This is a genomic window from Nitrosospira sp. NRS527 (genome assembly GCF_018406445.1).
GTDB classification, from domain to species: domain Bacteria; phylum Pseudomonadota; class Gammaproteobacteria; order Burkholderiales; family Nitrosomonadaceae; genus Nitrosospira; species Nitrosospira briensis.
This window is the reverse complement of the sequence record NZ_AP024515.1, coordinates 2,460,444-2,486,002: the sequence shown is the minus strand read 5'-3', so window position 1 is coordinate 2,486,002 and position 25,559 is coordinate 2,460,444. Positions and strand designations below refer to the sequence as shown.

Below are 25,559 nucleotides of genomic sequence, written 5' to 3'. Positions count from 1 at the left end.
GTCAGGTGGCGGTGACAAAAGTTAGTGCATCTTTCAAATAACCTGGTACGTCTAGGTCGAATCCATCGTAGATTACAGCTTGCGCCAGAGCCTGCCCAAAGGCCCCCTTTTTAACGTTGGCTTTGCCATCGCCTCGTTCAAACATACCTTTGAACAAGACTCGAGCTTTTTCGTCTTCCATGGCGACATTGATTTGCTCTTCTAAGTCCTTAGCTATACCCGGATGAAGCTCTTTAAGCGCTGCCAGCATCGTGGTGCGATTCTTTGAGGTCAGCGCCAAGTCGTACTCAAGAGTTTTACTGGCGAAAAATGGTTTGATGTACTCGCTAGTACAGGCTGCAATACTTTTCGCAGCAGAAGACGGCTCAGGATGCTCACCGACCTTGGGATAAACGCCTGGTGGGTCACTATCTGTGATGACCGCTACCGGAATTTTGAGTGCTTTTTCGCCAAACAGTGGAAGAAAAGCATCAAAGTTCAAGCCATCTGCACTGATGACGCTGACCGAGTGTTTCCTAAGATCTATGTCTAATTTTTGAGCCAATGCCTCGACAATGAATAGCTCAGCGGCCCCTTCGACAAAGATTATCCGTCGCGCGAAGAAGATTTCAGCACGAGTAACATTCAAATACCGCTGAAGTTTCTCCTTCTTACGCTTATCGAACTCGACATCGCGGGGGAAAAACGCATCTACGCCAGCCGTTGCGTGGTACACGCAGCCTATGGAATCAATATCAGCCAACGCTGCGAAGTTCGGCGAATGGCTGGTTACGAATATTTGCACAGCCTTTTCTCCAAGGCCCGGTGTTTCGACTGCGCGCAGGTATTGCAGCAGAACTGCTTGGAGTTGGGGATGAAGATGCGCTTCTGGCTCTTCGATGATTAGTGCTCGGTAGGAAGCTTCCTTGCTTAGCGATAGTTCACTGAGCACGACGGCCATGTAAATGAGGTTGTTGAATCCAAGACCATTTTGTTCAACTTCGAGGTCGGCGACGACTAGGGCGAGCCGAGCAGCTACTTTCGCAAAATCGCTAGGGCTGAGGCCAACAGCGAGCTGCTGGCTTAGCACTACGCCGAGCATGTCGGTATGCCGTTTTATTATAGCGCTCTGAGTGTCCGCAATTGGCTTTTTGGCTTTGAGCTCATCGTCAAACTTTGTAAGCGCATCCACGACGTCCTTTCGGCTCGTTTCGTCCGAAAGTCTTTGAACAAGTCGGGAAAGTTGGCTGCTGCGGCTAGGCCTTAACCCTTGAGCTGGATCGCGAAGTGGCGGAAGATAGACCGCTCTTAGCTCTTCCAACATCTCAGAGGTGATGGCGTTTTCCTCATGATCGCCACACCATCGTTTGACGCGTAGCCGACCACCCGCATCTGCAACGGAGTACCGCACAGAAAGATGTGCTTCGTACTCCAGAGCCGCACTCATCTTGTTAACCGGTTTCAAGGCGGCCAGAAAGTCGGCCTCTTCAGTCTCGTCCAAACCACGAAACACGTACTTGAACGTAATCTGCGTTGATTTTTCTCCAGCGGAAACGTGTATGTCATAATCGGTGACGCGCAACGCACCTTCATCTCCTGTTGATAAGAGTACGCGCAAAGCGTCCACGACAGCTGACTTCCCAGCGTTGTTTGGGCCGATGAGCACATTCAACCCTTCGCAAAAACGTAATTCGAGTTTTTTCAGACGACGGAATCCCTCGACTGTAAGGCTTTCAAGATACATAGGCATTGCTCCAGAACGCGCAAGTGTCGCCCCAGGCAACAGCTTAATGCGATTATTTTGTTAGTCTACAAGGGTAGCGGATCAGCTGGGGATTATAAATGGGCTGAAAATAATTTGGTTGTGATAGACCACTGGAGCCTAAACGACGCGCCGCCGCCATTTACATGTCGATGCTCCACTCTTGCATGAGGTGGAGGATGTACAGCAGAAAGAAGTAGTTATTTAGTAGAATTTTAGTCGGCCCACCCATCCGATATTGTCCTAAATTTTCTCCTCATGAGGTTTCTTTGGTTCAATGTTATTCACCTCAAGAAACGTTTCACTATAATATAGAAACGTTTCTTGATATTTACAAAACGTTTCTATATTATAGTGAAACATAATAAAGGGGGCTTTTTATGGATGAGGTCGACGTGGTTAATGATGTGGAGCTTGGACGGTACCTTATGCAGGTGCGGGAACGCGCTGGTCTTAAACAAGCGGAGCTTGCTCGCAAAGTAACGTGGAGTCCGGCGGTACTCTCACGGGTGGAAAGCGGGGATCGCCAACTGGCACCGGAAGAGCTTCAAACAATTCTTTCTGCCATAGGTACTCCTGAAGCAGCTAACTTACAAGAGGTAATTCAGCGAGAATGGACCGTGATTCCGAGGCCATCACTGGATCACCCAGACCAAGGCTTACTTTGGGACGCTGAACAGGTCGCAAAAGATTTAGTGGTTCTTCGCGAGCAGCCTGATGTAAGGAATTCGTTCGAACGGCGCCTTTCTGCATACGTCACTGAGATTCACCAGATAGCCGCACTTCTACTGAAACGTGACCATCAGGTTGCATTCATTGGCAGTATAGGGATCGGCAAATCTACTGCTATCTGCCGACTGACCGGCTTAGAAGTTGCGGGACAGGAAGGGGCGCCGCCAATCCCTGTCCTTGAGGCTGGAGCTGGCGGCATCACTATCTGCGAAGTCCATCTCCGCACGGGTCCGGGTTATGGTCTGATGGTCGAGCCCCGCAGTGATGAGGAAATTCGCGCGGATGTGGTAGATTTTGCCGAGTATCTCCTCAAAGGAAACCTCGGTGGCGGGAACGAGTCCCAAGTTGCAGAAGGCGATTCACAAGGCATCTCGAAAGAAATTGAGCGCGCAGTACGGAACATGGCCGGACTCAAGGTGCGACGCGAAAAAGGGGGCGACCGCAAGACGACTCGGATAGACGAGGCAAAGGAGCTAGCTAGGCAACAGGGTACCATACGAGAGCTTGTGGTTGAAGTTCTCGCTCGCATGGAACTGCATAAGCGAGACCGTCGAGACGTCTGGTACGACAGCAGTTGCGGTAGATCCCAACTTATGTGGCTGAAAGACGTATTTGAGGAGGTGAATAACGGGCGGCACCCAGATTTTACGCTACCCAAGCGTATCGAAATAGTCGTACCCTCGGCGCTGCTTGGGACAACCGATCTGTCTATCCGTATTATTGATACGAAGGGCATAGATCGCACAGCCGCCCGTGCGGATCTTGAAGTTTATTTGGACGAGCCGCATACTTTAGCTGTGCTGTGTTCAGGTTTCAATAACGCACCTGCCGCTGAGGCTCGGTTACTGCTAGAGCGTGCACTAGAGACTGGAGTCCGCTCTCTGGAAACCAATTCAACTTTGCTTGTGTTGGCCCGTCCGAGCGAGGCGCTAGCCGTCAAGGATGAATCCGGTATTCGTGTTGAGACCACAGATGAAGGTTACGAGCTAAAAGCTGAGCAGGTCGCGATGGCGCTCCAGCCCTTGGGGCTGCAAAACTGTTCTGTAGTCTTCCTCAACGCACATCAAGACGACCCTCATCAGTTTCGTCAATTCTTGATTGAGCGCATTGATAAGGTCCGGCAAGCTTTCCGTGCTCGTCTTCACGAAGTCACAAAAAATGCGCGCGCATTGTTGTTAAACCATGAGCAAGAGCAGGTGCAGGAGGTCCTTCGCCATTCGGCTATAATGCTTCGAAGCTGGGCAAATCAAAATACCGAGCTTCGTAAGCTTAATGCGCACATACAAGACAGTCTCGTGGCGCAGTTAGCGAACGCGTATGCGAGCACAATTCGAGCGACTATTCGTCGAGAAGGTGAATGGCCACATCTGAATTACTCTCATCATCTTGGCTATGGAGCGCGTCGAATTGCAGTACTCTCACTTAGCAAAACAGTAGAAGGTTTCTCCGAGCTGTGTAAGACAATGGTGGGGACCCCCGAATACACGGAAGCCCAAGATCTAATCAACCAGGCCGAGCGTGTTTTGCTAACTTCCTATGAAGAACTGCTGCGCAAAGTGCAACTCATGGGACAAACATTCTTCCGCGATGAACTGAAGGTAGATGGGTCATTTTGGCACAAGTGCGAAAACGAATGGGGACGGGGAACAGGTTATCGCGGTCGCGTGACCGAGCATAATTTGGATTGGTTCCGGGCTGAGCCTCGTCAAGAACTCGAAAGCGAATTAATGATGCTCATCAAAAGAGAATGGGCTCAAACACTTTCAAGAATGACGGCGCTGCTCGAAAATGATCAATAGAATCCACAATGATCAATCTCCCAATCTGATAAAACGCTATGTCATAATGGCTGTGCACACCGCTATTCTGCCTAGGGCCTGTTAACACAATCTAAGTGCTTCGACGATCAAAGCAAAGTGGATGAAACCAGTGAACATTACATCCAGTTTCTCGAAGCGCGAGAAGATACGGCGGAATCCTTTCAGTCTCCTGAACAATCGCTCAATCTCGTTACGCCGCCGGTACATAACCTTGTCGTATTCCCAAGGCTCAACCCGGTTGGCCTTGGGCGGAACTACCGGAATGAAACCAAGATCCAACGCCAGTTGCCGTGTTTCATTTCCCTCGTAGGCGCGATCCATTACCAGATGAACTGGCCAACGGGGCTTGTCCAGGCTGCCGAGCAGCTTACGCCCCTCCACCGCATCGTGAGCCTGTCCGGGGGACAGTGCAAACGTTATAGCCGTTCGAGCATCCGCGGCAACCATATGAATCTTGGTGGTCCACCCGCCTCTGGATCTGCCGATGGATTGGGGACCGTTTTTTTTAATGCCCCGGTGCCGTCCGGATGAACCTTCACAATGGTGCTGTCCAGGGAAACGGCCTCGATCTTGACGCGAACGATCTGTTCACGCTGCAACTGCTCAAACACCTGATCCAGTACACCGCTTTTGCTCCAGCGGTTCATGCGCGTGTAGATGGTATGCCAATTACCGAAGCGTTTGGGCAGACCGCGCCACTTGCAGCCATGCTCGGCCACATACAGAATGGCGTTCAATACGTTCAGATTACTGAGACTGACATTGCCTCGCTGAAGCGGCAGGCAGTGTACGATTCGCTCGTACTGGGCTTGAGTGATTTCCATGCCCGCAAGTATACCTGAATACATGCGATATGATTATTAGAGTTAACAGGCCCTAGCGAAGAATCAGTGAGCCACACGTTTTAAGGGGCTCTGCCTCTTACATGAAAGGCTGGTAGATACGAGCTTGCCAACTAAACGATACTTGCATAAATTGCGGATATTGCCGTGGTATACCTTTACAATGACGTGCAAAATATTTAGTGTATGGCACGTGCAATAACTTGCATATCCGCAGAGAGGGCTTCACTGGCTTTGGTATTTAGAGAAGAGGATATGAAAAAACTGTTATTTGTTATTATCGCGCTGTTTACATTTACCGGCGCTGCCTACGCGGCCGTTAACATCAATACCGCAACCCAGGCCGAGCTTGAAACGCTTCAGGGAATTGGTCCGGCCAAAGCCAAGGCTATCATCGATCATCGCAAGAAGAATGGATCTTTCAAGTCGGCTGATGACCTCGAAAAGGTCAACGGTATCGGCCCTGCTACGCTGAAGCGGTTGCGCAAGGACATAGCTGTGGGTGGGGCTACTACGGTTAAGAAAGAAAATAAACCTGTCCCCAAGTAATCAACAATACGCTTATTGACTAAACCGTGCTCGGTAGGATGGGTGGAGGCTGCAAGCCGCAACCCATCGTATCGGTGGTCGATGGGTTGCGGCTTGCAGCCTCCACCCATCCTACTATCCTATTGGTAGACGTCGCGCAAGCCGGGACGTGTGCGATAATCCGGCATAATCTTTTTGCAAATTGCATCGCCATGTACAAAACCATAGAAGATTTTGTCGGCAACACGCCGCTGGTAAAACTCAAACGCCTGCCGGGGAATACCGGCAATGTTGTTCTCGTCAAGCTGGAGGGTAACAATCCCGCCGGTTCGGTGAAAGACCGTCCGGCGCTGTCGATGATTACGCATGCGCAAGAGCGCGGCGATATCAAACCAGGCGATACGCTGATAGAAGCGACCAGCGGCAACACCGGCATCGCCTTGGCGATGGCGGCGGCGATAATGGGTTATCGCATGGTGCTGGTGATGCCGGAGCACCTCAGCATAGAACGGCGGCAATCCATGAAGGCGTTCGGCGCGGAAATCGTGCTGACTTCTAAGGAGGGCAGCATGGAAGAAGCGCGCGATGTGGCCGAGCGCATGTGTGATGAGGGGCGCGGCGTCATACTTGATCAGTTTGCCAGCCCTGATAACCCACGGGCGCATTATGAAGGTACCGCGCCCGAGATCTGGCGAGACACCGAAGGTAAAATTACCCATCTGGTGAGCAGCATGGGTACTACCGGCACAATCATGGGTTGCTCTCGATATTTCAAGGAAAAGAACCCGGAGATTCAGATCATCGGCGTACAGCCGGAAGAAGGTTCCCAGATTCCAGGCATTCGCAAATGGCCGGAAGCGTATCTGCCGAAAATCTATGATGCCAAGCGCGTAGATCGCATTGTGCTGGTTTCTCAGGCTGAAGCTGAGGAAATGACGCGGCGGCTGGCGAGCGAGGAAGGGATTTTCGCTGGGATTTCATCAGGAGGCGCGCTGGCGGCGGCACTCAGGATTTCTGCAAAAGCCGAGAACGCGACAATTGTTTCGATCGTTTGCGACCGCGGTGATCGCTATCTTTCCACAGGTGTTTTTCCCGCCTGAGTATTGTAAACCCATGCGCGTGATGCGGCCGGGGATGGTATGCCGCTGGCCTGCAAGTTTGGCGCGCAATATGCGGTACACGTAAGCCGTGTTTGGCCGGATGAATAATGGTAAAGCTGCTCGTCATAATATTGCCGGCATTATTCATTGGTACCTTATCCGCATACGCCGGTCCTTTAATTACCCTTTCCGCCGATGATGTTCATAACCCTTTTTTAAATGCGAAAGGGGTTCAGGTCAGCCTGACTGGTCCGCAAGCATCACTGCTTGAAGTAAGACTGGACGAGGTCGCGATACAGGGAAAAGTCTGGCGCAATTTGCATTTTTCCTGCCACAAATTTCAGGTCGCCAATGACTGGATTCGCTGTGAGGATGGCGTGCTGAAGCTATCCGGATCGGCGCCCCTACCCGTATCGTTTGATTTTTCTTCCCGCAACAAAACACTGGATCTAAAAATTACGACTGGTGCCAAAGGAGCCGTTGCGGGCTGGAGACTATCCGCGCAGTGGGGGAAGCCGGTTTGGGAAGGCATGCTGACCGTAACAAACGGAGAGGTAGCACGTATTGCCGAATTTTTGCCAGAGGCAGAAAAGAATTTGTTGCCCGTGCCCGCAAAGGGAAACATGAACGGCACGATCAAACTGCGGGGCGCAGCCGGCGGACTTGCTGGAATTGAAGCGCATCTGGCGGTGGATGGACTGACGTTCAGCGACGCCAGCGGATTACATGCCGGCGAGAATATCAGCGTCGAAGTTAACGCGATGGCGACGCGTGACGAGCGCAAGGAAGGAAATGCATGGGCGTGGCACGCCGATGTGAATTGGCCGAGTGGCGAAGTGTTCTGGCAACCGGTTTATTTTGCTGCGCAAGGCCATCGTTTCAGCGGCAGCGGCGAACTGGATGAAAGCACCATACGATTGAGCACGGGAAAGCTTGTACTTTCGAATATCGGGGAGATGAATTTATCGGGGTTGATCGACCGGCCAGGGAACACGCTGCGCGATTTTGATTTGAGCGCCGACAATCTCGAATTGTCCACCCTGTTCAGTCAAGTGCTGAAACCCTTTCTTGTCAATACCCCGGTTGCTGAGCTAAAGGCTGCCGGACATGCGGGAATCCAATGGCGTTACCGGAATAGTGCCCACGAATTCCTTCAGGTCGATTTGCGCGATGCTTCGGTGGAAGATGGGCATGGGCGCTTTGCATTTCGCGGCGTTGACGCCAGTATTCCCTGGCAAGCGCCAGGGAACCAGGGAAACGTGGAACCGACAAAAGCGGCTATCCGTATCCAGAGCAGCCGGTTGGGAAAGATACCTATAGGCCAGGTAGACATTCCTCTGGAAATTGACGGGTCGAATCTTCGCATTCCGCGTTTGACGTTGCCGGTGCTTGACGGTGAGCTTACGCTCGAAAATTTCAGCGCATCGCGGCAAGCTCAGGGCTGGGTATGGCAATTCAGCGGTGGACTCTCGCCCATATCGATGCAAAAACTGACTGAAGCTTTGGGAACCCAGCCAATGAAGGGTACGCTGTCAGGTGAGATACCCAGGGTGAGTTACAATGGCTCAACCGTCGTGGTGGATGGTGCGCTCCTTTTCAGGATATTCGATGGCACCATAGAGCTGGGGAATTTGAAGTTGCTGGATCCGTTGGGGCCTGCGCCATCACTTCTGGCCGACCTGGATATGCGCAATCTCGATCTGAACCTGCTCACCGGCACGTTTTCGTTCGGCAACATGCAGGGGCGCGTTGATGCTGCGGTCCATGGCCTCGAACTCTTCAATTGGAAGCCGGTAAAGTTTGATGCCAGCCTCAAGAGCAGTCCGGGCAGCTATCCGCGCCGCATCAGCCAGGCTGCGGTGCAGAATATTTCCTCTCTTGGCGGATCGGGAGCGGCTGCTGCGATCCAGCGAAGTTTTCTGGGCTTTTTCGAGCAGTTCGGCTATTCGAAGATCGGCTGGAGCTGTTCATTACGTAACGGAATTTGCCACATGGGCGGGATAGAATCGGAGCCGTTGCCGCATGGTTATCTCATCGTCAAGGGCGGCGGAATTCCGGCCATTACAGTGATAGGCTATAATCGCGATGTGGATTGGTGGGAACTGGTGAACCGTCTGCAACGGATCACCCAGGTAGAAGCCAAACCCGTCATTCAGTAGAGGAATATGAAGAATTCTTTTTTTTACGCAAGTTTGCTGACGCTGACGGGCGCGTTGCTGTCAGGGTGCGTCACTATCAACATTTATTTTCCTGCCGCTGCTGCTGAAAAAGCAGCGGACAAGATAATAGAGGGCGTGTGGCAACTTAAAAAACCCGAAGACGGTGCACAGGGCGCACCGGGTGTGGATGGCCCCTTACCTTCTCAACCCATCCCGCAACCGGAACAACCCGTGCAGCCGGCGCAGCCACAAAATTAAGGTGACTACCATGCGTAATCCTGTCTACCGCTTTATATTGCTGATGCTGCTGTTATCGGTGTCGGGTCCTGGTTACACGCAAGCCAATATCGAAATCGATACGCCAGCAATTTCCAGCCTCAGGCAAAGCATGCAGCAGCGCCACAGCCAGCTCCAGCCTTATTATGAAAGGGGAGCGGTAGGGCTTACACGAGATGGTCTTGTCGCCATGCGTGATGCCAATGCACTGCCATTGGCGGCGCGCCAGCCGGTCAATGCCCTGATCGCGGCTGAAAACCAGGACAGAAATGCGTTGTACCGCGAGATCGCCCGAGCCAACAGCCATCCCGAGTGGGAAGCCGATATTCGCGCTACTTTCGGTCAGCGCTGGATCGATCTGGCCAGACCGGGGTGGTGGTATCAAGCGGCAAATGGCTCCTGGGTCAGAAAGTAACACCGCAATTTTGTAAATTGCACCTTGCAAGCTCCAAAATTCGTTTGGGATCCTCCTAGCATTGATACCCGTACTGGTTTTTGACATCGAGACCGTTCCCGATACCGAGGGATTACGCAGGCTTTACAATCTGCCTCCCGAGGTTGCGCCGGCCGGTATTGCCGACATGGCGTTTCAGGCGCGCCGACAGGCTGTCGGCACCGATTTCCTGCAATTGCATGTGCAGAAGGTGGTGGCAATTTCATGCGTATTGCGGGATAAAAATGATTTTCGCGTATGGTCGCTGGGGACGCCCCTGGATTCGGAGGCGGAGCTCATCCGCCGCTTTTTCGAAGGACTGGACAAATACAGCCCCCAACTGGTTTCCTGGAATGGCGGTGGTTTCGACTTGCCGGTACTCCATTATCGCAGCCTGATTCATGGTTTGCAGGCGCGCCGTTATTGGGATATGGGCGAGGATGACCGCGATTTCAAATGGAATAATTACCTTAGCCGCTACCATACCCGTCATCTCGATTTGATGGATATGCTCGCGCTATATCAGCCGCGCGCAAATGTACCGCTGGATGAGTTGGCAAAGCTGATGGGTTTTCCCGGAAAACTGGGAATGGACGGTTCCCAGGTCTGGAATGCATTCCAGAATGGTGAAATTGCCGCAATCCGCGACTACTGCGAAACCGATGTGGTGAATACGTATCTGGTGTTTTTACGATTCCAGCTCATGCGTGGTGTCTTTGATAACGAACAGTATCAGCGCGAATGCGAGCTGGTCCGTTTTACCTTGAGCAAATCTTCTGAACCTCACTGGCAGGAATTCCTGGGCCAGTGGGCATAGCCACCATTACGCTTTCTCGTTCTCTCGCCATCGCGGGAGCCATCCTGCACCGCAAAATATGATTGCGCCCGTCACCATAGAGTCCCTGGATCAGGAAGGGCGTGGGGTCGCCCACTCAGAAGGCAAGGTCATCTTTATCGAAGGTGCATTGCCGGGAGAAGTGGTTACTTATAACTCCTATCGCAAGAAACAAAGCTTCGAAATGGCGCAGGCGGGGCAGATACTCAAGCCGGGCTTTGGCCGAGTGGCGCCGCAATGCAATCACTTTGCGATATGCGGCGGATGCAGCCTGCAACACATGGATGCACGCGCCCAAGTGGCGGCGAAGCAGCGCATTCTTGAAGATAATCTCAAGCATATCGGCAAGGTCGAGGCCGAACTGATACTGCCGGCGATCTATGGCGCAGCTTGGGGCTATCGCCATCGCGCGCGATTGTCCGTGCGCTATGTCGCCAAAAAGGGTGGGGTTCTGGTAGGTTTTCATGAGAAGCGCAGCAGTTTCGTCGTCGACATGCGGGCTTGCGAAATCATGCCATCACGCATTTCCCGGCTCATCATGCCATTGAGAGAGTTGGTAGGCAGCTTGTCTATCCGTCAACATATCCCGCAGATCGAGGTATCGTTGGGTGAAAATGTGGACGTGTTGGTGTTGCGCATCCTGAAGCCGTTGATCGATCAGGATGAAGCGTTGCTTCGGGCTTTCGCCGATCAGCATCATATCCAGTTCTTTTTGCAACCCGACGGGCCGCAAACAGCCTATCCTTTTTACCCAAAAAACGCGGCCGAATTGAACTATGTACTGCCTGAGTTCGATATCGTCATGCCGTTTCATCCTACCGAATTTACCCAGGTAAATCCCGCCATGAACCGCGTACTGGTACGCCGCGCTCTGAACCTGCTGGATCCTCAGCCTGGAGAACGCATTGCGGATTTATTCTGCGGGTTGGGAAACTTTGCTTTACCGATTGCCAGGCGTGGCGCGCAGGTCACAGGTTTTGAGGGCAGCGCGGCCGTGGTGCGCCGCGCCGACGAAAATGCGCAGCGCAACGGGCTTGCGCGCAATACGCAATTCGTCGAGACCAATCTGTTTGAAATAGATGAAGTCTGGATGCAAGCACAGGGGTATTTCGACAAAATGCTGATTGACCCGCCGCGCGAAGGGGCAATCGCTGCGGTTACCGCCCTGGGAAAAGAACAGGCAGCGCCCCGACGTATCGTTTACGTATCCTGCAACCCGGCTACGCTGGCTCGCGATGCAGCGGTACTGGTGCATGGCAACGGGTATGTGCTAAAAGCGGCAGGTGTCGTAAACATGTTTCCGCATACCGCGCACGTCGAATCCATCGCATTATTCGAGAAAGATGACGCTGAGGCACGGCAGTGAAATAGCACGGTTTTGAAACGGATATGGGGCGGAAATGAAAAAGGGCAACTGGTAACAGTCGCCCTTTTTCGATGTACCAGAATATTTTCGAGTGCTAGTCTCTTTCACCTGAGAAAGCCAGGAGCAGGTGCAACAGGCTCGTGAAGAGGTTATAGAGGCTCAGATAAATGCCCATCGTTGCCATCACGTAATTTGTTTCCCCACCGTTAACAATACGGCTTACGTCGAATAGAATGAAGCCGGAAAACAACAGCACCGCAACTGCCGAAATAGCGAGCGAGGCAGCCGGCATGGCAAAGAACAGATTAGCAACGGAAGCGAGGATTAGCAGCACAAGCCCCACAAACAGGAAATTCTGCATGAAGCCGAAATCTTTCTTGGTCACCGTAGCGATCGTCGCCAGCGTGAAAAAGATTATGCCCGTTCCAGCGGCAGCAGTTCCTATCAGTTGCGCGCCGTTCTTGAAATGAAGCGCGTATTGCAGCATGGGGCCTAGCCACCAGCCAGCTACGAAGGTAAACGCAAACAGCAACGCGATCCCCATCGGGCTGTTTCGAGTCGCACTGACACCAAACAACAGCCCCATCATTACCGCCAACATCACCAATGGCCCCACAATGGGCGCTTGTGCGAGAAACGCGAAATTGGTGCTCAGCCCGATCGAAGCGCCGATCAGCGTCGGGATCATGGTCAAGCCAAGCATCCAGTAAGTATTGCGCAATACCTTGTTGCGAACGGCTGAAAGTCCCGTTTGCGCGGCCGAGCCGGAATATCGTAGTTCAGGTTGCATAACGTCTCCTTGGTTGACGAACTATACAACACATAAGACTACTCATGTTTAGTGAAAGTTGCAATCTTATCATTCCGATGGGCCCGCCTTTTCCTGCGGGCGGCTGGCAAAATCAAGCTTAAAAAGGTATTATTCTCGCCCAACGCTGGAGGCGTGGCCGAGCGGTTTAAGGCAGCAGTCTTGAAATTTGTTGTTGTAGGTACGTATAGGAAGCTTGGCAGAGTGGTCGATTGCACTGGTCTTGAAAACCAGCATACCGAAAGGTATCCAGGGTTCGAATCCCTGAGCTTCCGCCAATAGAAACAAAAATTTAGCGCAGTTTCTGCGTTAGGTAAAAGTGGGTTAAAAGAAGCTCTGTAAGTGACCACATACAGGGCAAAATCAGCGACATCAGCGCAACGAACAAAACGCCCGTTTAGCGCATGTTTAGCAAGCCCGATTTAAAGACTGCACGAAGCGGGCAAAGGGAAATTAGCTACATGGCAGAACAGTTTCACTACCCGCCAGAGGTGCTAAACTTGCTGGTGGATACGATCCCTCTGCTGTGCCGGAGCAAGAAGGATGTTGTTCTGTTCCTGCAAGGTGCAGGTGTGGCCCAAGAAGACCTTGCCGAAGTTTCCCGTACTGTTCGCACCAACGCTGCCTCAATTAACAAGTACGAAATTGCCCGAACCGTTCTCACGAAAGTGAATGCTCGGGGTGATAGTGGTCTGCGCCCGCGCCGCGAAATCATCAAGCGCGCTGTAGAGTTCGAAGAGTTCTCTACGTGCTGGCCCAATGACCAGCTAAAGGCGAAAGGCTTGGTTGCAAGCCTGCGTGGTGTTGTCAACGTGAAGGACTCTTTCACGCGCATGAAGCAGGAGCGCGACACCGAGCGTGAGCAGACGCTAGCTCGTGCGCGAGCCGAGCAATCCGTAGCAGCCGAAAAACGAGCCAAGATTGAGGACATAAGTTCTCGACTTGCAGCCCTATTCAATATGGGCAACCAACCACAAGCACGTGGCAAGTTACTTGAGGCGGTGCTTAATGACCTATTTAAAGTGTATGGTATCCACGTCCGGGAAGACTTCCGCAGGAAAGACCCTGACAGCGCGGTCGTGTTGGAACAGATCGACGGTGTGATCGAACTGGAAGGAACAGTTCACCTTGTTGAAATGAAGTGGCTCAAAGACCCTGTGGGTGTAGCCGAGTTCGCGCCCCATCTTGTTAGATTGTTCAGTAGGGCTAACGCTAGTGGCATCTTCATATCGACAAGCGAATATACGGAATCAGTCATAAAAGAATGCGCGAACGCGCTGAACCAGAAAACAATGTTCCTGTGCTCCTTGCGGGAAATCGTGATGCTGCTTCAACGGCAGGATGATCTGCTCTCATTTCTCAAGAAGAAATCACATGCGGCGATCATTGAGAAGAACCCGTATCTTCAAATACTCGCCTGACAGCGTCACGGCAGCGCACGCACATAATGTCACTGCAGGCCCGCGCAGCACCCGCGCCAATGCCTTGCACCCCTGTACTGATTGCCGACCCCCGCCGCCCATTACGCGGCCCATTTCCGATAGTTCATATGGGCGCGTTTGGTGCGTCCTCAATATGTAGCTCTAGCAGCCTGTCGGACTTCCCATCAATTCCGGAGTTATGCTAATGGTTGTGTTAGTGTTTCAGTTCTAGAGGAGAATTGATGGCAGTTTTTTACCATTTAGGGAAATTCCCACCGAGGGAATTGGATTGGTCACAATTGATTCCCTTGCTGGGATCTTCGTCTGCGGCGATAGCGCGCTACGACGGCACACTGGCGGCGATTCCGAATGCGGCCGTGTTGCTCTCGCCGCTGACCACGCAGGAAGCGGTGCTGTCCTCGCGCATCGAGGGTACACAGGCGACAATGGGCGAGGTGCTGGAGTTTGAGGCTGAAGGCAATACACAGGGTTTGAGTGAAGAGCGCCGTGCGGATATTCATGAGGTGCTCAACTATCGCAAAGCCATGAGCTTTGCCGAGAGAATGCTCACTGACATTCCGCTATCGCAGCGGGTGATTCGTGGGGCGCACAAGGTACTATTATCCGGTGTACGGGGGGAGGGCAAAGCACCAGGCGAGTATCGGCGGATCCCCAACTGGATCGGTCCGGCGGGTTGCACGATTGAACAGGCGCGATTTGTACCAATCTCTGCCGACAAATTACCTGATGCCATGAGTTCCTGGGAAAGCTATATCCATGAGGATGCGCCTGACCGACTGGTACAGTTGGCGCTTCTGCACGCCGAGTTTGAATCGTTGCATCCATTCCTAGATGGCAACGGGAGACTCGGGCGAATGTTGGTGTCTTTGTTCATGTGGCAAACTAGGTTGATTCAGCGACCCATGTTCTACGTCAGCGCTTTTCTTGAGGCCAATCGCGACGAATATTACGATCGGCTGCTGACGGTTTCGCGTGATAGCAACTGGACGGGTTGGTGCAAGTTCTTTCTCGGGGCGCTAAAAACCCAAGCTGAAGAAAACCAACTAAAGGCGAGGGCCATTCTTGATCTGTATGAGCGTATGAAGCTTCAGGTGGCGGATTTGACACGCTCGCAGTACGCCATCCATGCGCTGGACTGGATTTTCGAGCGGCCGGTTTTCAAAAGTTCGGATTTTGTGACAAGCGCAGGTATTCCTCACCCAACAGCGAAGCGCATCTTACCTGACCTTCGCGAGGCAGGTATTTTGCGTGTGCTGATGGGGGCCAGCGGACGCCGAGCGGCAATTTTTTGCTTCCCGATGCTGTTAAACATTGCCGAAGGACGAGACGCCTTTTGAGGATCATGAATGAGCAACAAGATAATTTGTGGCGCACAAAAAGACATTCTGCGAACCACAATGTAGTTAATGCCGACTTTATGAGCCACAAACAATACGCCGGCTGTTAAAAACGGTCTGTCCGATTCCAATGAGCTGGGCGGTCTATTTTCCAGACCGTGTTTGCCGCTGGCATGTTATCTGAGCAGGCAGCCAATAAAAACCCCGGCTCGCAGTAACCTGGGCCGGGGCGTTGCGGATGCTTATGCTTCGTCGGAGTCTTCCCTATTTATCGGGTTTCCAGACTTGGCATCCGACTGTTAAAGCTTATCAATTGCATCCTTGACAGTTTCCTTCGCATCTCCCACCTTCTTTTGCGTTTTTCCTTCTACTTGTTTTGCAAGCCCTTTGGCTTCTTGTTCTTTACTTCCTGTCAAGTTTCCAGCCTTTTCCTGGACTTTTCCAGCGATGTCTTTTGCGGTACCTTTGACTTGGTCTTTATTCATGATTTGAATCTCCTATCAAAAAAATCTCATATTGCTTGCTCACGAGTAGGCCGGAATTGATATTCTCAACATTAGAGTTATCAGCGGCTACAGATACGAAGCGGCAAGAGTTATCAGATTAACACCTTGGTTGCGGCTCATACTGTGCGGTGAATCACATAGGGCCGACATAGCTTGATAGAAAAATCGATTGGATATTGACGGCTTGTGGCGCACGCATCAGCGTGTGTTACGCTTAATTTTGAGCAAGTAGGTCGGGCTACGCCCGACATCGTTTGTGATCGTCGGGCGGAGCCCGACCTACATTTATAAAGTCTCGACCACAGCATCATTTGCTAACATAGGTGTCCACGCAAATTTCACCTGAACCAATAAAAGCATCCAATGTTGAAATTTATTGTCCACAAAAAGGGAGCAAGCAATGTCAAGTGTTGGTTACCATGAACCTATTGAAGAATTGTCCGATGAAACGAGGGACATGCACCGCGCAATCGTGTCGCTGATGGAAGAGCTGGAGGCTGTCGATTGGTACAACCAGCGTGTAAACGCGTGCAAGGATGAGGAACTCAAAGCCATTCTCACGCATAATCGTGATGAGGAGAAGGAGCATGCCTCGATGGTGCTTGAATGGATCCGGCGTAGGGATGCGAAGTTTTCCTCCGAACTGAAAGAATATCTGTTCACTGAGAAGCCGCTTACGCACGACTAGAGCAGGCAGGCGCTTCCTGAGGACTTATTCGTGAATTCTTCAGGATAGCCAGGCAGATCCACTAATGATGAGCTGCCTAATACTCATGCAGCTATAAATCAATCACGGATAGCGCCTAGGCTTTTCCGGGCTGAACTGCTTTCTATCTAATCGCTAATTGCTGGCGCCGCTTTTCGGACAGGCGAATATTCCACGTCAATTGGGAAGCGCTGCTCAAAGACCCGTATCATTTTCGCGATGTGCGCCACTTTTTCTACCGGCAGCGCGGGGAAGATGGGCAGGGCCAGCACCTGATCGGCGAGGCGCTCGGCCAGCGGCAGTGATACCCCGGCATGCGATATGGAGAAGGCCGGTTGTAGATGGCAGGGGATAGGATAAAACACGGCAGTTGCGATATCGCGCTCAGCCAGGAATATTTGCAGTGCGTTGCGCCGGGGATGGGTAACGACAAACTGGTGATGGACAGGAATACTATCCTTTATCGCTATTGGCCAGCCACAGGCCGTATCGCGCAAGGCCTCCTGATAAAGAGTGGCAAGTTGCCGGCGTTGCGCGTTCCACTCATCCAGGTAAGGAAGCTTGACTCGTAGAATGGCTGCCTGGATCTCATCGAGACGACTGTTGCAACCGATTTCGGTATGTTGATAGCGGTTCTGGCGACCGTGATTCCTGAGGCTGCGCAGCCGTGCGGCCAAGGCCGAATCGTTGCAGGTAATTGCGCCACCGTCTCCGTAGGCGCCAAGATTTTTCGTAGGATAAAAGCTGAAGGCGCCGGTGACGCCGAATGATCCGATGCCGCGACCGCGATATCGTGCACCGATTGCTTGCGCCGCATCCTCAATCAGCCACAAGCCATGGCTTTCGCAGAATTGCTGCAGTGGCGCGAGGTCAACCGGTTCCCCAAAAAGATGGACGGCAATAACCGCTTTCGTCCGAGGCATCAAAGCCTGCCGTACGCTACCCACGTCGATATTATAGTGCCGGGCTGAGCAGTCGGCGAAACGCGGTTGGGCGCCGGTCAGGCAAACAGCCTCCGCTGTCGCGAAAAAAGTGAAACCCGGCACGATGACCTCATCGCCTGCACCTATGCCCAGCGCCTTGAGCGAGAGCAGCAGTGCATCCGTACCGGAGTTGACGCAGACCACCTCAGCAACCCCGATATAGTCGGCCAACTCGCGTTCCAATGCATCATTTTCAGCACCGCCGATGAAGTTGCCGCTTGCGAGTACCCGCTGCACCGCAGCATCGATCTCGACGCGTAATTGCTCATACTCTGAACCCAGATCCAATTGCGGTACGATCATCAGGCGCCGTCGAGTATCCGTTGTCGGATCTGTTGCGCCAGGTAAAGCGCTGCATGGCCTTCTCCCGAAGTGACCCGCGGTACTGCGCGGTGGCGCGAAGCGTCCAGGAAAGCGGTGAGTTGCAGGCTCAGCGCGTCCTGCTGTACGCCGGGCGCAGAATGGGGGAGGGAAGGGTTGTGGGTATCGCCGGGGCGCGAGAGACCCGTGGGGAAATTACGGTAGGTGATTCGGCGCCGAAAATCAATGGTCCAGGTTTCATTGTCGTGCAGTTCCGCAGTCATGCACCGGTCTTCTTTTCTTGCGGCTGAGCCCCAGTGTGCGCGCAGGGACGCGCGGCAACCGTTAGCGAAGGTTAGCTCAACCTGTGCTTCATCGATAGGGGTCAAATGATGACTGCTGCCCGAGGCATGAAATTCGACCACGGGGGAGGCTACCCCGTGCAGAACCAGGTCGAGGTCATGAATCATCAAATCGATCACCACATCCAGCGCACCCGCACGTGGCTTGCGATGCGTAGTGCGTACCGTCTGGATGGTATGAGCCCGGCACAGCAAGGCCGGGCCGGTGGCAAACGCGGGATTGAAGCGCTCAATGTGGCCGATCTGCAGAACACAACGCTTTGCATCCGCCATGATCTGCAGTTTCGCTGCCTGTGCCGCGGTTTCTGCAATCGGTTTTTCCAGCAGCACATCCAACCCACGCTGAAGCAGGGCTTTTGTCAGCGCATAGTGCGTGGCGACAGGTGTCGCCACCGATACCGCACGCACCGTGGATGGGAGATCGGCAAGATGACTGAACCAGCTTACGCCAAGGTAGTCGGCAAAGGATTCGGTCATTGGATCAGGGTCGACCAACGCCCGCAGCCGGCTGCCCGGCAATCTCGAGTAACATAGCGCGTGCAGGCTGCCGAAATAGCCCACTCCCACAACGGCGGTATCGATGGGACGCGCCTGGTCCTGGACGCCACTCGGCAATTCGAGATCGCGGACGGGCCGAGTCATGGTTTGCCCAGCGCCCATACGCCCAGTATCTTGCCGGTCTGCGGGTTTTCAACAATGCGTTCCAGCGGGGCCGAAAGATTAAAGGGTGCCAGCATAAGGTTCACTGAACGCCATCCGCCGGTAGCGATGTCGGTATTCACGCTAATTGCTTCATGGCTGGTTGCCAGCAGATATTTTGCCCCTGAGCGGCGAATGTTGGAAAGAGCCCGGCCGATATCTGCAAGTGACAGATGGATCAGGGCATCGCGGCAGAGTACGGCATCGCCCGGGGGCAGCGGATCTTTGATCATGTCGACAACTTCGAACTTCCAGTTGAAATTCCGGTAGCGCCGGCGATTGTCCTCGATCAATGCAGGAACGATATCGACGCCAATGTAGGCATCCAGGTCGATTTCGATGTGCTGGCGCCAATTGCAGTCGCCACATGGCGCATCGACCAGCGTTCGGACGCCCAATCTGCTTAGCACTGCGGGTAACTCCTGTCGCAACGCCTTGGTTCGCTCCAGGGTCGAGCCGGGTCCGGACCGGGATTCAGCACTTTGCCATGAATTATACTGGTAGATTTGTTCGAATATTCGGGGATGGTCGTCTAAAGCATGGCTACCATGAATGCCCTGATTATCTCCATCGCGGCGATTATCCTGACGTATTTTTAGCGTAGCCACAGGACGATTCCATACGGCGTTCTTCAAGCGGTAGAGTGAGGTCACGACAGGCCAGAGACGCGAGTTGCGAATTCTCGCCAGCTCGGACTCGGCTTGTTCTGTACGCAAACGCTGCGCCGCCGCTTCGACCCGGGCTTGGTCCCGCTCTTGCTCGGCTCGGTAACGGCCCTTGGTGAAATCTGCGACCCCGCGAAGATAATCGCTGGCAGTCAGGAAATGGGGACGGTAGTCAGTTTCTTTTTCCGGATATTTCGTAGCTCGAGCGGCAAGCTGCGCATCGACTGCTTCCTGGTACACATCGATAATCTCATCGATTGCCGGTTCCATGGCCGCTTCCGATCGTACACGTTGAGTGACTTCGCGGGCGCTGGTTGCATCGTACAGATCGATTTCCCTGGTGATGGCTTCGACAGTAATGGGATCACGCAAGGTGCGGATGCCGAAGTTCAGCGCGCGAAATCTTTCGTAATTGCCCGGCGTGACCATGCCACCCAGGCCGGCGGCATCGCAAGCAATCAGTGCCGTCCCGCAGGCGAGCGCCTCAAGCGCACACCGCGCTTTGGCAAATACAATATCGTATTGGCCGAGAATCTGCTCGGGCCGGGCTTCACTATGCCCGACGGAAAGACCGATGGCATCCAGCTCGATGCCGCGGCCGGCACAAGCCTGACGCAAAATGCCCAGGCAACCATCCTCGTTTATGTAATTGCTGAAGACCAGCGCGCGACGAGGGGTCGCGGGCAGATCGCCGCGCAGCGCAAAACGCCGCAGATCGACAAAATTGCGAATCATCCGGATGCGCTCGCCGGGGACACCGTGCACGCATTGCAGGCGCTCCCGGCAGAGGTCGTCGACCGCGACATAGCGCTGAATAGTGGGGAAGTGTGGCGCCATCTCCTCCCAGGGCAGCCAACCATGGCAGAAATAGACGGCCGGCGTATCAGGGAAATGCAACATGGCGGTCATTGCATCCAGGTGATGCTGTCCATGGATGATGTCCGGAACCGCTGTCAGCAGCCTGAGGTCGTCGATTACCGGGATGGTTGCCTCGCGCAACTCATTGGCGACCATTCCGAGCCGGGTGCTATAGGCCACCGGGTTATGGCCGCGCCGCAACAGCGCGAGCGCGAGATCACGCACGTAGACCTCGGACCCGGCGCGGCTATCCAGCGTGTTATTGGTGATCAGCACCCTCATTGCAGCTTCATCCCTGCGCATCCGCCCGCGTGTCCGATACCTTCTTGCGAAGGTGATTCACAATTGGCAGAACATGTTCGTGGAAACGAATGACAGATTGATAACGACCGGCAGCAACTTTTTGTTCGCCATAGGTTTCATAAAAGGGTTTTTGTCGCGAGAAACGCCGTTCCGGTTCCTGCCCTGGCGAGGCAGCCGCAAACAGGTACTCACGAGCGAAAGCCTGTTCACCAAAGTTGTGAAACGCCTCTCCCACTTCCTGCTGCAGGATTCCTCCCGCGCTGGCGGCATAGCTCCGCATCGCCTCCAGCTTCTGCTTGAACCGCAGCGGTGTCAATTCAATTGCATGGTGCGCGGCTTCCATGCTGCCTGTAGCTGGACGGGGATCGTTCATCAGGGGAATGGTGTAATGCCGGATCGAGCGAGGTGTTCCATTGCTTTTTTTATCGGTATTTTCGTTGCTGTCAGCATCATTGGCATTCCTGGCGATACCGACCGCCGTGCGAACCAATGCCTCGCACAAATCGTGGACCGGATTGTAACCTTCTATAGCGTCGCTGACGACCAGATCGATATCTCGCGTGGTGATGAGCCTGGCCAGCCGTTCGCACAGGATATCGAACGGATCGTATTCATGACGCAGGATTTTCTCATAAATTTCCCGATCGCTGAGTTCCCCGCACAGCGGTCCGATCTCCGCACCTGATTCGTGCAGGATTTCCAGCGTTTTATCCAGCCTGGCCGTGCCATCGCTACCGGAACCATCGGTAAGAATGCAGACGATGGGCCGTACCTGGCCAATCCAGCCGTAGACGCGCAATTCATGGCCAGGGTGGCCGATTACCAGCAAACTGCGCCTTTCAGGCGCGGGTCGCATGATACTCCTCATAACACTTTGATATCCAGCGCATTCGGAAGGTAAACCTGCGTCCAGAACTTGGCTGTCGGGTTTGGCAGTACCTCGAACACATGCCCAATCTCCACTATGTCGAAAAACAATGCCTGTTGATGCGCCTTGATAGGGTGTGTCAGCGAGATTCTCAGGCTGTATCTGCCATCGGTCAGGGGAAGGGATGTCCGGTAAACGACTTCCGCCTGCTGCGCTGGCGCCAACGTCAGCAGCGCCTGGCCTTGCATCAAAAAATCGGCCCCGATGACCGGCGTACGGTTCTTGTCGCAAATCTTGTAGTTGACGGAAAAGGTACAGGTGCGGACGGCTTCGACGATAATTCGTATGGATACCTCCTGCCCAAACTCCGCTGAGCGAACGGGCAGCCCCTTATCGTCCAGCATCTCCGCGTACATGATTCTTATATCGCCAGTACCTGAACGGCAATGGTTCGCCTTTTCGGCAAAGCGCGCGAATTGCTCGTTCCCTGCAGGTGGAAGGCTGCTCATCGTTATAGCGGTTCGAGCGGTTCCGGTATTTTCAATAGCGTCAGGGATTCCGGCGGCTTCAGTGATCCCGGTGGTTTCTGTGGCTTGAGTGACAGCGTCAGCGATAGCGCCGGTAATCGTCCGGTTGTTTGCTTCCTGCACCTCACGAATATAACGCGCAACCACCTCTGCGGTAGGTCCAAACTCACGTGCCTGTCCCCGCTTCAGGTAAAGCGTGCGTCGACATAGTGCGCTGACGGCGCCAATATCATGGCTGACGAACAAGATGGTGGTGCCCCGTTCCTGCATCTTTTTCAACGTCACCATGCACTTTGTCTGAAACTCCATATCTCCTACCGCGAGCGCCTCGTCTATAATCAGCACGTCGGGTTCGACCGATATCGCTACCGCGAATGCAAGACGCACGTACATGCCGCTGGAATATGTCTTAACAGGTTGGTCGATAAAGCCGCCGATATCAGCATGCGCCGCAATTCGGTCATAACGCTGCTCGACCTCGAGGCTGGTAAGCCCCGCAATCGATGCCGCCAGATAGATGTTTTCGCGTCCGGTAAATTCGGTATTGAAACCGGCTCCCAACTCGAGCAATGCCGATACTTTGCCGTTGATGGATATTTCACCTTTAGTGGGCGTCAATGTTCCGGCGATCAGTTGCAGCAATGTGCTCTTGCCTGAACCGTTGAGGCCAATGACGCCGACGGTTTCGCCGCGATAGACATCAAATGAGATGCTGTCCAGTGCCATGAATTCGCGGTAAAGTTGCTTGCGGCTGCCCCATAAGCTCTGCAGTAGCCGGTCTTGTGAGCGATCATAAATACGGTATGTTTTTGACAGGTTCGAAACGCGAAGTGCGATATCTACACTGTCAATGGCATCGCCGAGGGCGGGTTGGGACAAGGGTGGCATTATGTGGTTCTATTTCGTTAGACCGCTAACACTGCTCATGTTGTTGCATACGCGTTGCGGGATACCTATCGATTGCGAACGAAGGATGGGTAACCGCAGCTCATCGCCAAGCTTATCGAAATTTATCTTAGCGCAGAATTAGAGTGCTAGCTACTGTCTGGCTGAAGCAAACGACAAGCCAGTTGTATATCTATATATATGTATATATGTATATATGTATATATGAGCTTTTATTTTGCGGTTTCCATCTCCGAGCACATGAAGGAAAATCTTATTCACCCGGCTGCGATCGTTCATCCAGGCGCCCATCTCGGCTCGGGTGTTGCCGTCGGAGCCTATTCAATCATCGGCGAGCACGTGGAAATTGGCGACAATACCCAGATCGGGCCACACGTCGTCATCAAGGGTCATACACGCATCGGCTGCGACAATCGCGTTTTCCAGTTTTGTTCGCTAGGCGATGAACCGCAGGACAAGAAATACAGCGGTGAGCCGACCAGGCTGGAAATAGGCGATCGCAATACGATCCGTGAGTGCTGCACCTTTAACCGGGGCACCAGCCATGGCGCGGGCATAACCCGCCTGGGAAATGATAACTTCTTGATGGCCTATGTTCATCTGGCACACGATTGTCAGGTAGGCAATTTCACTACGTTCGTTAACAACGCTTCATTGGCTGGGCATGTACAGGTGGGGGATTACGCGGGTCTCGGCGGATTCACCGCCGTCCACCAGTTTGTTCGTATAGGCGCCTATAGCTTTACCGCCCTGGGCACCATACTCACTCAAGACCTGCCTCCTTATGTATTAGCGGCGGGCAATACAGCCAGGCCCCATGGCCTCAACCTGAGGGAGCTCAAGCGCAGAGGTTTTTCGACGGAAGTCATCCATGCATTAAAGCATGCGTATAGGCTGGTTTATCGATCCGGCCTTTCTCTGAGCGAAGCAGAAGCTCGGATCATGCCGCTAGCGCCCGGGGCATCGGAAGTCCGCAATTTTCTTGATTTTCTTTCCGTTCGCGGCCGAGGCATTATTCGCTAAATACCAGAGACACCAGAGCGCTTTTGAAATAGCACGACAGAAATGAGAGTTCATGCTGCAAGGCAGGCATAAGCCTGTTTATGAATTACGAAAGAGCAGGCAACCTGAACTGCTGAGCTACCCCTCAGTAAAGGGCGTAGAACCGGTCGCGAATGATCTTTTCATCTTTCCAGTGCTGAACAGCTACCTGGTCGAATTTTTTATGCCCGAAGTCCCGGTGCTTGTATTCATAGTGCCATTCGGTCATCGTGACGTTTTCACCCACGGCGGTCGCTATAATCTCTGATTTCAGCCACGCTTCGACGCCCTTGAAAATTTCCGCTTCCCGGTTTTTGGCTTCTTGTAGCCCTGTTGCCACTACGTCGTTCTTTTCCATAACGACGCAATCGGGGTGGTAATATTTGTCCATGGATTCCAGGATTTGACCCTTCAGGATCATATTGTTCAAGTCGTCCAGCTTTTCTTTCAAGGTCATCATTTATCCTCTCCAGTTATAAACTCACGCATTCAGTATGATATACCGGATTCAGGACGTATTTTTCAGCCATTGTTGCCGCGCTTCACGTGCATTGGCGAAAGCTTTTTCGAGTGCGTCACCATCGTCGCGCGCCAGCGTTTCGCGTAAGGCAGCCAGTTCACGCTGATAAGCGTCGATTTGATCAACCAGGGCTTCGCGATTGCCGAGGCATATATCGCGCCACATCTCGGGGGAACTCGCGGCAATGCGGGTAAAATCGCGAAATCCGGTGCCGGCAAAGTGTAGCGGATCATTCGGGCGCGGCATACCATCCGGCCCATGACCAGCGCGGTAGACATGATTCATTAGCGTGAATGCCAACAAATGGGGAAGGTGGCTTACCGTGGCAAGAATCTTGTCGTGCTGGCCGGCACTCATCAGAGAGACGCATGCGCCACAAGCCTGCCATAATTCTTTTACCCGATTTACCGCGTTGCTGCTGGTTTCTTCCAGAGGCGTCAATACCACGTTTTTCGAACGGAACAGGTCGGCGCGAGCCGCGCCTGCACCACTTTGTTCCGCTCCGGCAATGGGATGACCCGGAACGAAATTTTGCAGGTTTCCAGTCAGATGAGAACGCGCCGCCGCGATGACATCCTGTTTGGTGCTGCCGGCATCGGTCACTATTGAGTCAGGTTCAAGGTATGGGGAAATCTTCGCCATGATTTCGCCGGTCTGGCCGACGGGTACGGCAAGGAATACGATATCTGCACGCTTCAACGCCGATGGAAGGTCTCCGGCAATCTCGTCTATCAACCCCCGCTTCAGGGCGCGCGCCATGTTTTCCCGGCTGCGACCTACACCGATGATATGCCCGGCCAGCTCTGCCTTGCGTAACGCCAGCGCGAAAGAACCGCCGATCAGGCCAACGCCGATAATCACCAGTTTGTTGATCACGACGTTTGTCATAATAAGAA

23 protein-coding genes and 1 tRNA gene are annotated in these 25,559 nt (G+C 53.3%); 13 read left to right on the top strand and 11 right to left on the bottom strand.

Annotated features, from left to right (window positions below; translation table 11 throughout):
• Nucleotide 1: 1 nt before the first annotated feature.
• Nucleotides 2-1,723: an AAA family ATPase gene (locus KJS40_RS11225; RefSeq protein WP_213537811.1), complete on the bottom strand. Its 1,722-nt coding sequence runs from the start codon at nt 1,721-1,723 to the stop codon at nt 2-4.
• 398 nt (nt 1,724-2,121) lie between these two features.
• Between KJS40_RS11225 and KJS40_RS11220 the strand changes: the two genes are divergently transcribed.
• Nucleotides 2,122-4,272, top strand: a complete 2,151-nt coding sequence (locus KJS40_RS11220; RefSeq protein WP_213537809.1) for a helix-turn-helix transcriptional regulator — start codon at nt 2,122-2,124, stop codon at nt 4,270-4,272.
• Between the two features lie 81 nt (nt 4,273-4,353).
• On the opposite strand, the gene KJS40_RS11215 is transcribed toward KJS40_RS11220, so the two are convergent.
• Nucleotides 4,354-5,117 (bottom strand): IS5 family transposase gene (locus KJS40_RS11215; RefSeq protein WP_244859763.1). Its coding sequence is split into 2 segments (ribosomal slippage): nt 4,354-4,802 and nt 4,802-5,117, totalling 765 coding nucleotides; the frame shifts between segments, so codons are not numbered across the junction.
• A gap of 273 nt (nt 5,118-5,390) precedes the next feature.
• Between KJS40_RS11215 and KJS40_RS11210 the strand changes: the two genes are divergently transcribed.
• From KJS40_RS11210 to rlmD, 7 genes are all read left to right on the top strand, one after another.
• Nucleotides 5,391-5,684, top strand: coding sequence for a helix-hairpin-helix domain-containing protein (locus KJS40_RS11210; protein WP_213537807.1), 294 nt, complete (start codon nt 5,391-5,393; stop codon nt 5,682-5,684).
• Between the two features lie 191 nt (nt 5,685-5,875).
• Complete coding sequence (gene cysM / locus KJS40_RS11205; protein ID WP_213539825.1) at nt 5,876-6,763, top strand: cysteine synthase CysM; 888 nt, start codon at nt 5,876-5,878, stop codon at nt 6,761-6,763.
• 107 nt (nt 6,764-6,870) lie between these two features.
• Nucleotides 6,871-8,922 (top strand): hypothetical protein, encoded by a 2,052-nt coding sequence (locus KJS40_RS11200; protein WP_213537806.1) that lies wholly within the window; start codon nt 6,871-6,873, stop codon nt 8,920-8,922.
• A 6-nt stretch (nt 8,923-8,928) separates the two neighbouring features.
• Complete coding sequence (locus KJS40_RS11195; protein WP_213537804.1) at nt 8,929-9,180, top strand: hypothetical protein; 252 nt, start codon at nt 8,929-8,931, stop codon at nt 9,178-9,180.
• Nucleotides 9,181-9,190: 10 nt separating this feature from the next.
• The gene (locus KJS40_RS11190; protein ID WP_090460363.1) at nt 9,191-9,613 is read left to right on the top strand and encodes a YdbL family protein; all 423 of its coding nucleotides are present in this window, start codon (nt 9,191-9,193) and stop codon (nt 9,611-9,613) included.
• A gap of 61 nt (nt 9,614-9,674) precedes the next feature.
• Nucleotides 9,675-10,448, top strand: a complete 774-nt coding sequence (locus tag KJS40_RS11185) for a 3'-5' exonuclease (protein ID WP_213537802.1) — start codon at nt 9,675-9,677, stop codon at nt 10,446-10,448.
• 58 nt (nt 10,449-10,506) lie between these two features.
• Nucleotides 10,507-11,832 carry a 23S rRNA (uracil(1939)-C(5))-methyltransferase RlmD gene (rlmD, locus tag KJS40_RS11180; RefSeq protein ID WP_213537801.1) on the top strand — a complete coding sequence of 442 codons (1,326 nt, stop codon included), beginning with the start codon at nt 10,507-10,509 and terminating at the stop codon, nt 11,830-11,832.
• 94 nt (nt 11,833-11,926) lie between these two features.
• On the opposite strand, the gene KJS40_RS11175 is transcribed toward rlmD, so the two are convergent.
• Complete coding sequence (locus KJS40_RS11175; RefSeq protein WP_213537799.1) at nt 11,927-12,622, bottom strand: Bax inhibitor-1/YccA family protein; 696 nt, start codon at nt 12,620-12,622, stop codon at nt 11,927-11,929.
• A 208-nt stretch (nt 12,623-12,830) separates the two neighbouring features.
• Between KJS40_RS11175 and KJS40_RS11170 the strand changes: the two genes are divergently transcribed.
• The 3 genes from KJS40_RS11170 to KJS40_RS11160 all read left to right on the top strand — a co-directional run bounded on the left by KJS40_RS11170 (nt 12,831) and on the right by KJS40_RS11160 (nt 15,419).
• Nucleotides 12,831-12,918, top strand: a tRNA-Ser gene (locus KJS40_RS11170).
• Nucleotides 12,919-13,044: 126 nt separating this feature from the next.
• A complete protein-coding gene (locus KJS40_RS11165; RefSeq protein WP_244859566.1) occupies nt 13,045-14,061 on the top strand; it encodes a restriction endonuclease in 1,017 nt (338 codons plus the stop codon).
• Nucleotides 14,062-14,303: 242 nt separating this feature from the next.
• Nucleotides 14,304-15,419: a Fic/DOC family N-terminal domain-containing protein gene (locus KJS40_RS11160; protein WP_213537797.1), complete on the top strand. Its 1,116-nt coding sequence runs from the start codon at nt 14,304-14,306 to the stop codon at nt 15,417-15,419.
• Between the two features lie 299 nt (nt 15,420-15,718).
• Here KJS40_RS11160 and KJS40_RS11155 read toward each other — a convergent pair whose 3' ends face one another.
• Entirely contained in the window at nt 15,719-15,904 is a 186-nt protein-coding gene (locus KJS40_RS11155; RefSeq protein WP_213537795.1) for a CsbD family protein, read from the bottom strand.
• A gap of 421 nt (nt 15,905-16,325) precedes the next feature.
• On the opposite strand from KJS40_RS11155, the gene KJS40_RS11150 reads away from it, so the two are divergent.
• Nucleotides 16,326-16,613 (top strand): encapsulin-associated ferritin-like protein, encoded by a 288-nt coding sequence (locus KJS40_RS11150; protein WP_213537793.1) that lies wholly within the window; start codon nt 16,326-16,328, stop codon nt 16,611-16,613.
• Between the two features lie 146 nt (nt 16,614-16,759).
• Here KJS40_RS11150 and KJS40_RS11145 read toward each other — a convergent pair whose 3' ends face one another.
• From KJS40_RS11145 to KJS40_RS11125, 5 genes are read right to left on the bottom strand one after another with little or no spacing between them, the layout of a single operon-like run.
• Nucleotides 16,760-17,917, bottom strand: a complete 1,158-nt coding sequence (locus KJS40_RS11145) for a DegT/DnrJ/EryC1/StrS family aminotransferase (RefSeq protein WP_213537792.1) — start codon at nt 17,915-17,917, stop codon at nt 16,760-16,762.
• Nucleotides 17,917-18,918, bottom strand: coding sequence for a Gfo/Idh/MocA family oxidoreductase (locus KJS40_RS11140; protein ID WP_213537790.1), 1,002 nt, complete (start codon nt 18,916-18,918; stop codon nt 17,917-17,919). Before KJS40_RS11140 ends, KJS40_RS11145 begins: the two co-directional genes overlap by 1 nt.
• A complete protein-coding gene (locus KJS40_RS11135; protein ID WP_213537788.1) occupies nt 18,915-20,780 on the bottom strand; it encodes a glycosyltransferase in 1,866 nt (621 codons plus the stop codon). Before KJS40_RS11135 ends, KJS40_RS11140 begins: the two co-directional genes overlap by 4 nt.
• A 7-nt stretch (nt 20,781-20,787) precedes the next feature.
• Nucleotides 20,788-21,657 carry a hypothetical protein gene (locus tag KJS40_RS11130; protein WP_213537787.1) on the bottom strand — a complete coding sequence of 290 codons (870 nt, stop codon included), beginning with the start codon at nt 21,655-21,657 and terminating at the stop codon, nt 20,788-20,790.
• 8 nt (nt 21,658-21,665) lie between these two features.
• The gene (locus tag KJS40_RS11125) at nt 21,666-23,084 is read right to left on the bottom strand and encodes an ABC transporter ATP-binding protein (protein ID WP_213537785.1); all 1,419 of its coding nucleotides are present in this window, start codon (nt 23,082-23,084) and stop codon (nt 21,666-21,668) included.
• A gap of 258 nt (nt 23,085-23,342) precedes the next feature.
• Between KJS40_RS11125 and lpxA the strand changes: the two genes are divergently transcribed.
• Entirely contained in the window at nt 23,343-24,125 is a 783-nt protein-coding gene (gene lpxA / locus KJS40_RS11120) for an acyl-ACP--UDP-N-acetylglucosamine O-acyltransferase (RefSeq protein ID WP_213539823.1), read from the top strand.
• A 124-nt stretch (nt 24,126-24,249) separates the two neighbouring features.
• On the opposite strand, the gene KJS40_RS11115 is transcribed toward lpxA, so the two are convergent.
• Entirely contained in the window at nt 24,250-24,603 is a 354-nt protein-coding gene (locus KJS40_RS11115) for a nuclear transport factor 2 family protein (RefSeq protein WP_244859564.1), read from the bottom strand.
• 48 nt (nt 24,604-24,651) lie between these two features.
• On the bottom strand, nt 24,652-25,551 hold the full coding sequence (locus KJS40_RS11110; RefSeq protein WP_213537783.1) for a prephenate dehydrogenase/arogenate dehydrogenase family protein: 900 nt from the start codon (nt 25,549-25,551) through the stop codon (nt 24,652-24,654).
• Nucleotides 25,552-25,559 lie beyond the last annotated feature (8 nt).

What these genes read in the sequence shown, in the direction of transcription:
- KJS40_RS11225 (WP_213537811.1), bottom strand. Translation starts at nt 1,723, where the DNA reads ATGTATCTTGAAAGCCTTACAGTCGAGGGATTCCGTCGTCTGAAAAAA.
- KJS40_RS11220 (WP_213537809.1), top strand. Translation starts at nt 2,122, where the DNA reads ATGGATGAGGTCGACGTGGTTAATGATGTGGAGCTTGGACGGTACCTT.
- KJS40_RS11210 (WP_213537807.1), top strand. Translation starts at nt 5,391, where the DNA reads ATGAAAAAACTGTTATTTGTTATTATCGCGCTGTTTACATTTACCGGC.
- cysM (WP_213539825.1), top strand. Translation starts at nt 5,876, where the DNA reads ATGTACAAAACCATAGAAGATTTTGTCGGCAACACGCCGCTGGTAAAA.
- KJS40_RS11200 (WP_213537806.1), top strand. Translation starts at nt 6,871, where the DNA reads ATGGTAAAGCTGCTCGTCATAATATTGCCGGCATTATTCATTGGTACC.
- KJS40_RS11195 (WP_213537804.1), top strand. Translation starts at nt 8,929, where the DNA reads ATGAAGAATTCTTTTTTTTACGCAAGTTTGCTGACGCTGACGGGCGCG.
- KJS40_RS11190 (WP_090460363.1), top strand. Translation starts at nt 9,191, where the DNA reads ATGCGTAATCCTGTCTACCGCTTTATATTGCTGATGCTGCTGTTATCG.
- rlmD (WP_213537801.1), top strand. Translation starts at nt 10,507, where the DNA reads ATGATTGCGCCCGTCACCATAGAGTCCCTGGATCAGGAAGGGCGTGGG.
- KJS40_RS11175 (WP_213537799.1), bottom strand. Translation starts at nt 12,622, where the DNA reads ATGCAACCTGAACTACGATATTCCGGCTCGGCCGCGCAAACGGGACTT.
- KJS40_RS11165 (WP_244859566.1), top strand. Translation starts at nt 13,045, where the DNA reads ATGTTTAGCAAGCCCGATTTAAAGACTGCACGAAGCGGGCAAAGGGAA.
- KJS40_RS11160 (WP_213537797.1), top strand. Translation starts at nt 14,304, where the DNA reads ATGGCAGTTTTTTACCATTTAGGGAAATTCCCACCGAGGGAATTGGAT.
- KJS40_RS11155 (WP_213537795.1), bottom strand. Translation starts at nt 15,904, where the DNA reads ATGAATAAAGACCAAGTCAAAGGTACCGCAAAAGACATCGCTGGAAAA.
- KJS40_RS11150 (WP_213537793.1), top strand. Translation starts at nt 16,326, where the DNA reads ATGTCAAGTGTTGGTTACCATGAACCTATTGAAGAATTGTCCGATGAA.
- KJS40_RS11145 (WP_213537792.1), bottom strand. Translation starts at nt 17,917, where the DNA reads ATGATCGTACCGCAATTGGATCTGGGTTCAGAGTATGAGCAATTACGC.
- KJS40_RS11140 (WP_213537790.1), bottom strand. Translation starts at nt 18,918, where the DNA reads ATGACTCGGCCCGTCCGCGATCTCGAATTGCCGAGTGGCGTCCAGGAC.
- KJS40_RS11135 (WP_213537788.1), bottom strand. Translation starts at nt 20,780, where the DNA reads ATGAGGGTGCTGATCACCAATAACACGCTGGATAGCCGCGCCGGGTCC.
- KJS40_RS11130 (WP_213537787.1), bottom strand. Translation starts at nt 21,657, where the DNA reads ATGCGACCCGCGCCTGAAAGGCGCAGTTTGCTGGTAATCGGCCACCCT.
- KJS40_RS11125 (WP_213537785.1), bottom strand. Translation starts at nt 23,084, where the DNA reads ATGCCACCCTTGTCCCAACCCGCCCTCGGCGATGCCATTGACAGTGTA.
- lpxA (WP_213539823.1), top strand. Translation starts at nt 23,343, where the DNA reads ATGAAGGAAAATCTTATTCACCCGGCTGCGATCGTTCATCCAGGCGCC.
- KJS40_RS11115 (WP_244859564.1), bottom strand. Translation starts at nt 24,603, where the DNA reads ATGATGACCTTGAAAGAAAAGCTGGACGACTTGAACAATATGATCCTG.
- KJS40_RS11110 (WP_213537783.1), bottom strand. Translation starts at nt 25,551, where the DNA reads ATGACAAACGTCGTGATCAACAAACTGGTGATTATCGGCGTTGGCCTG.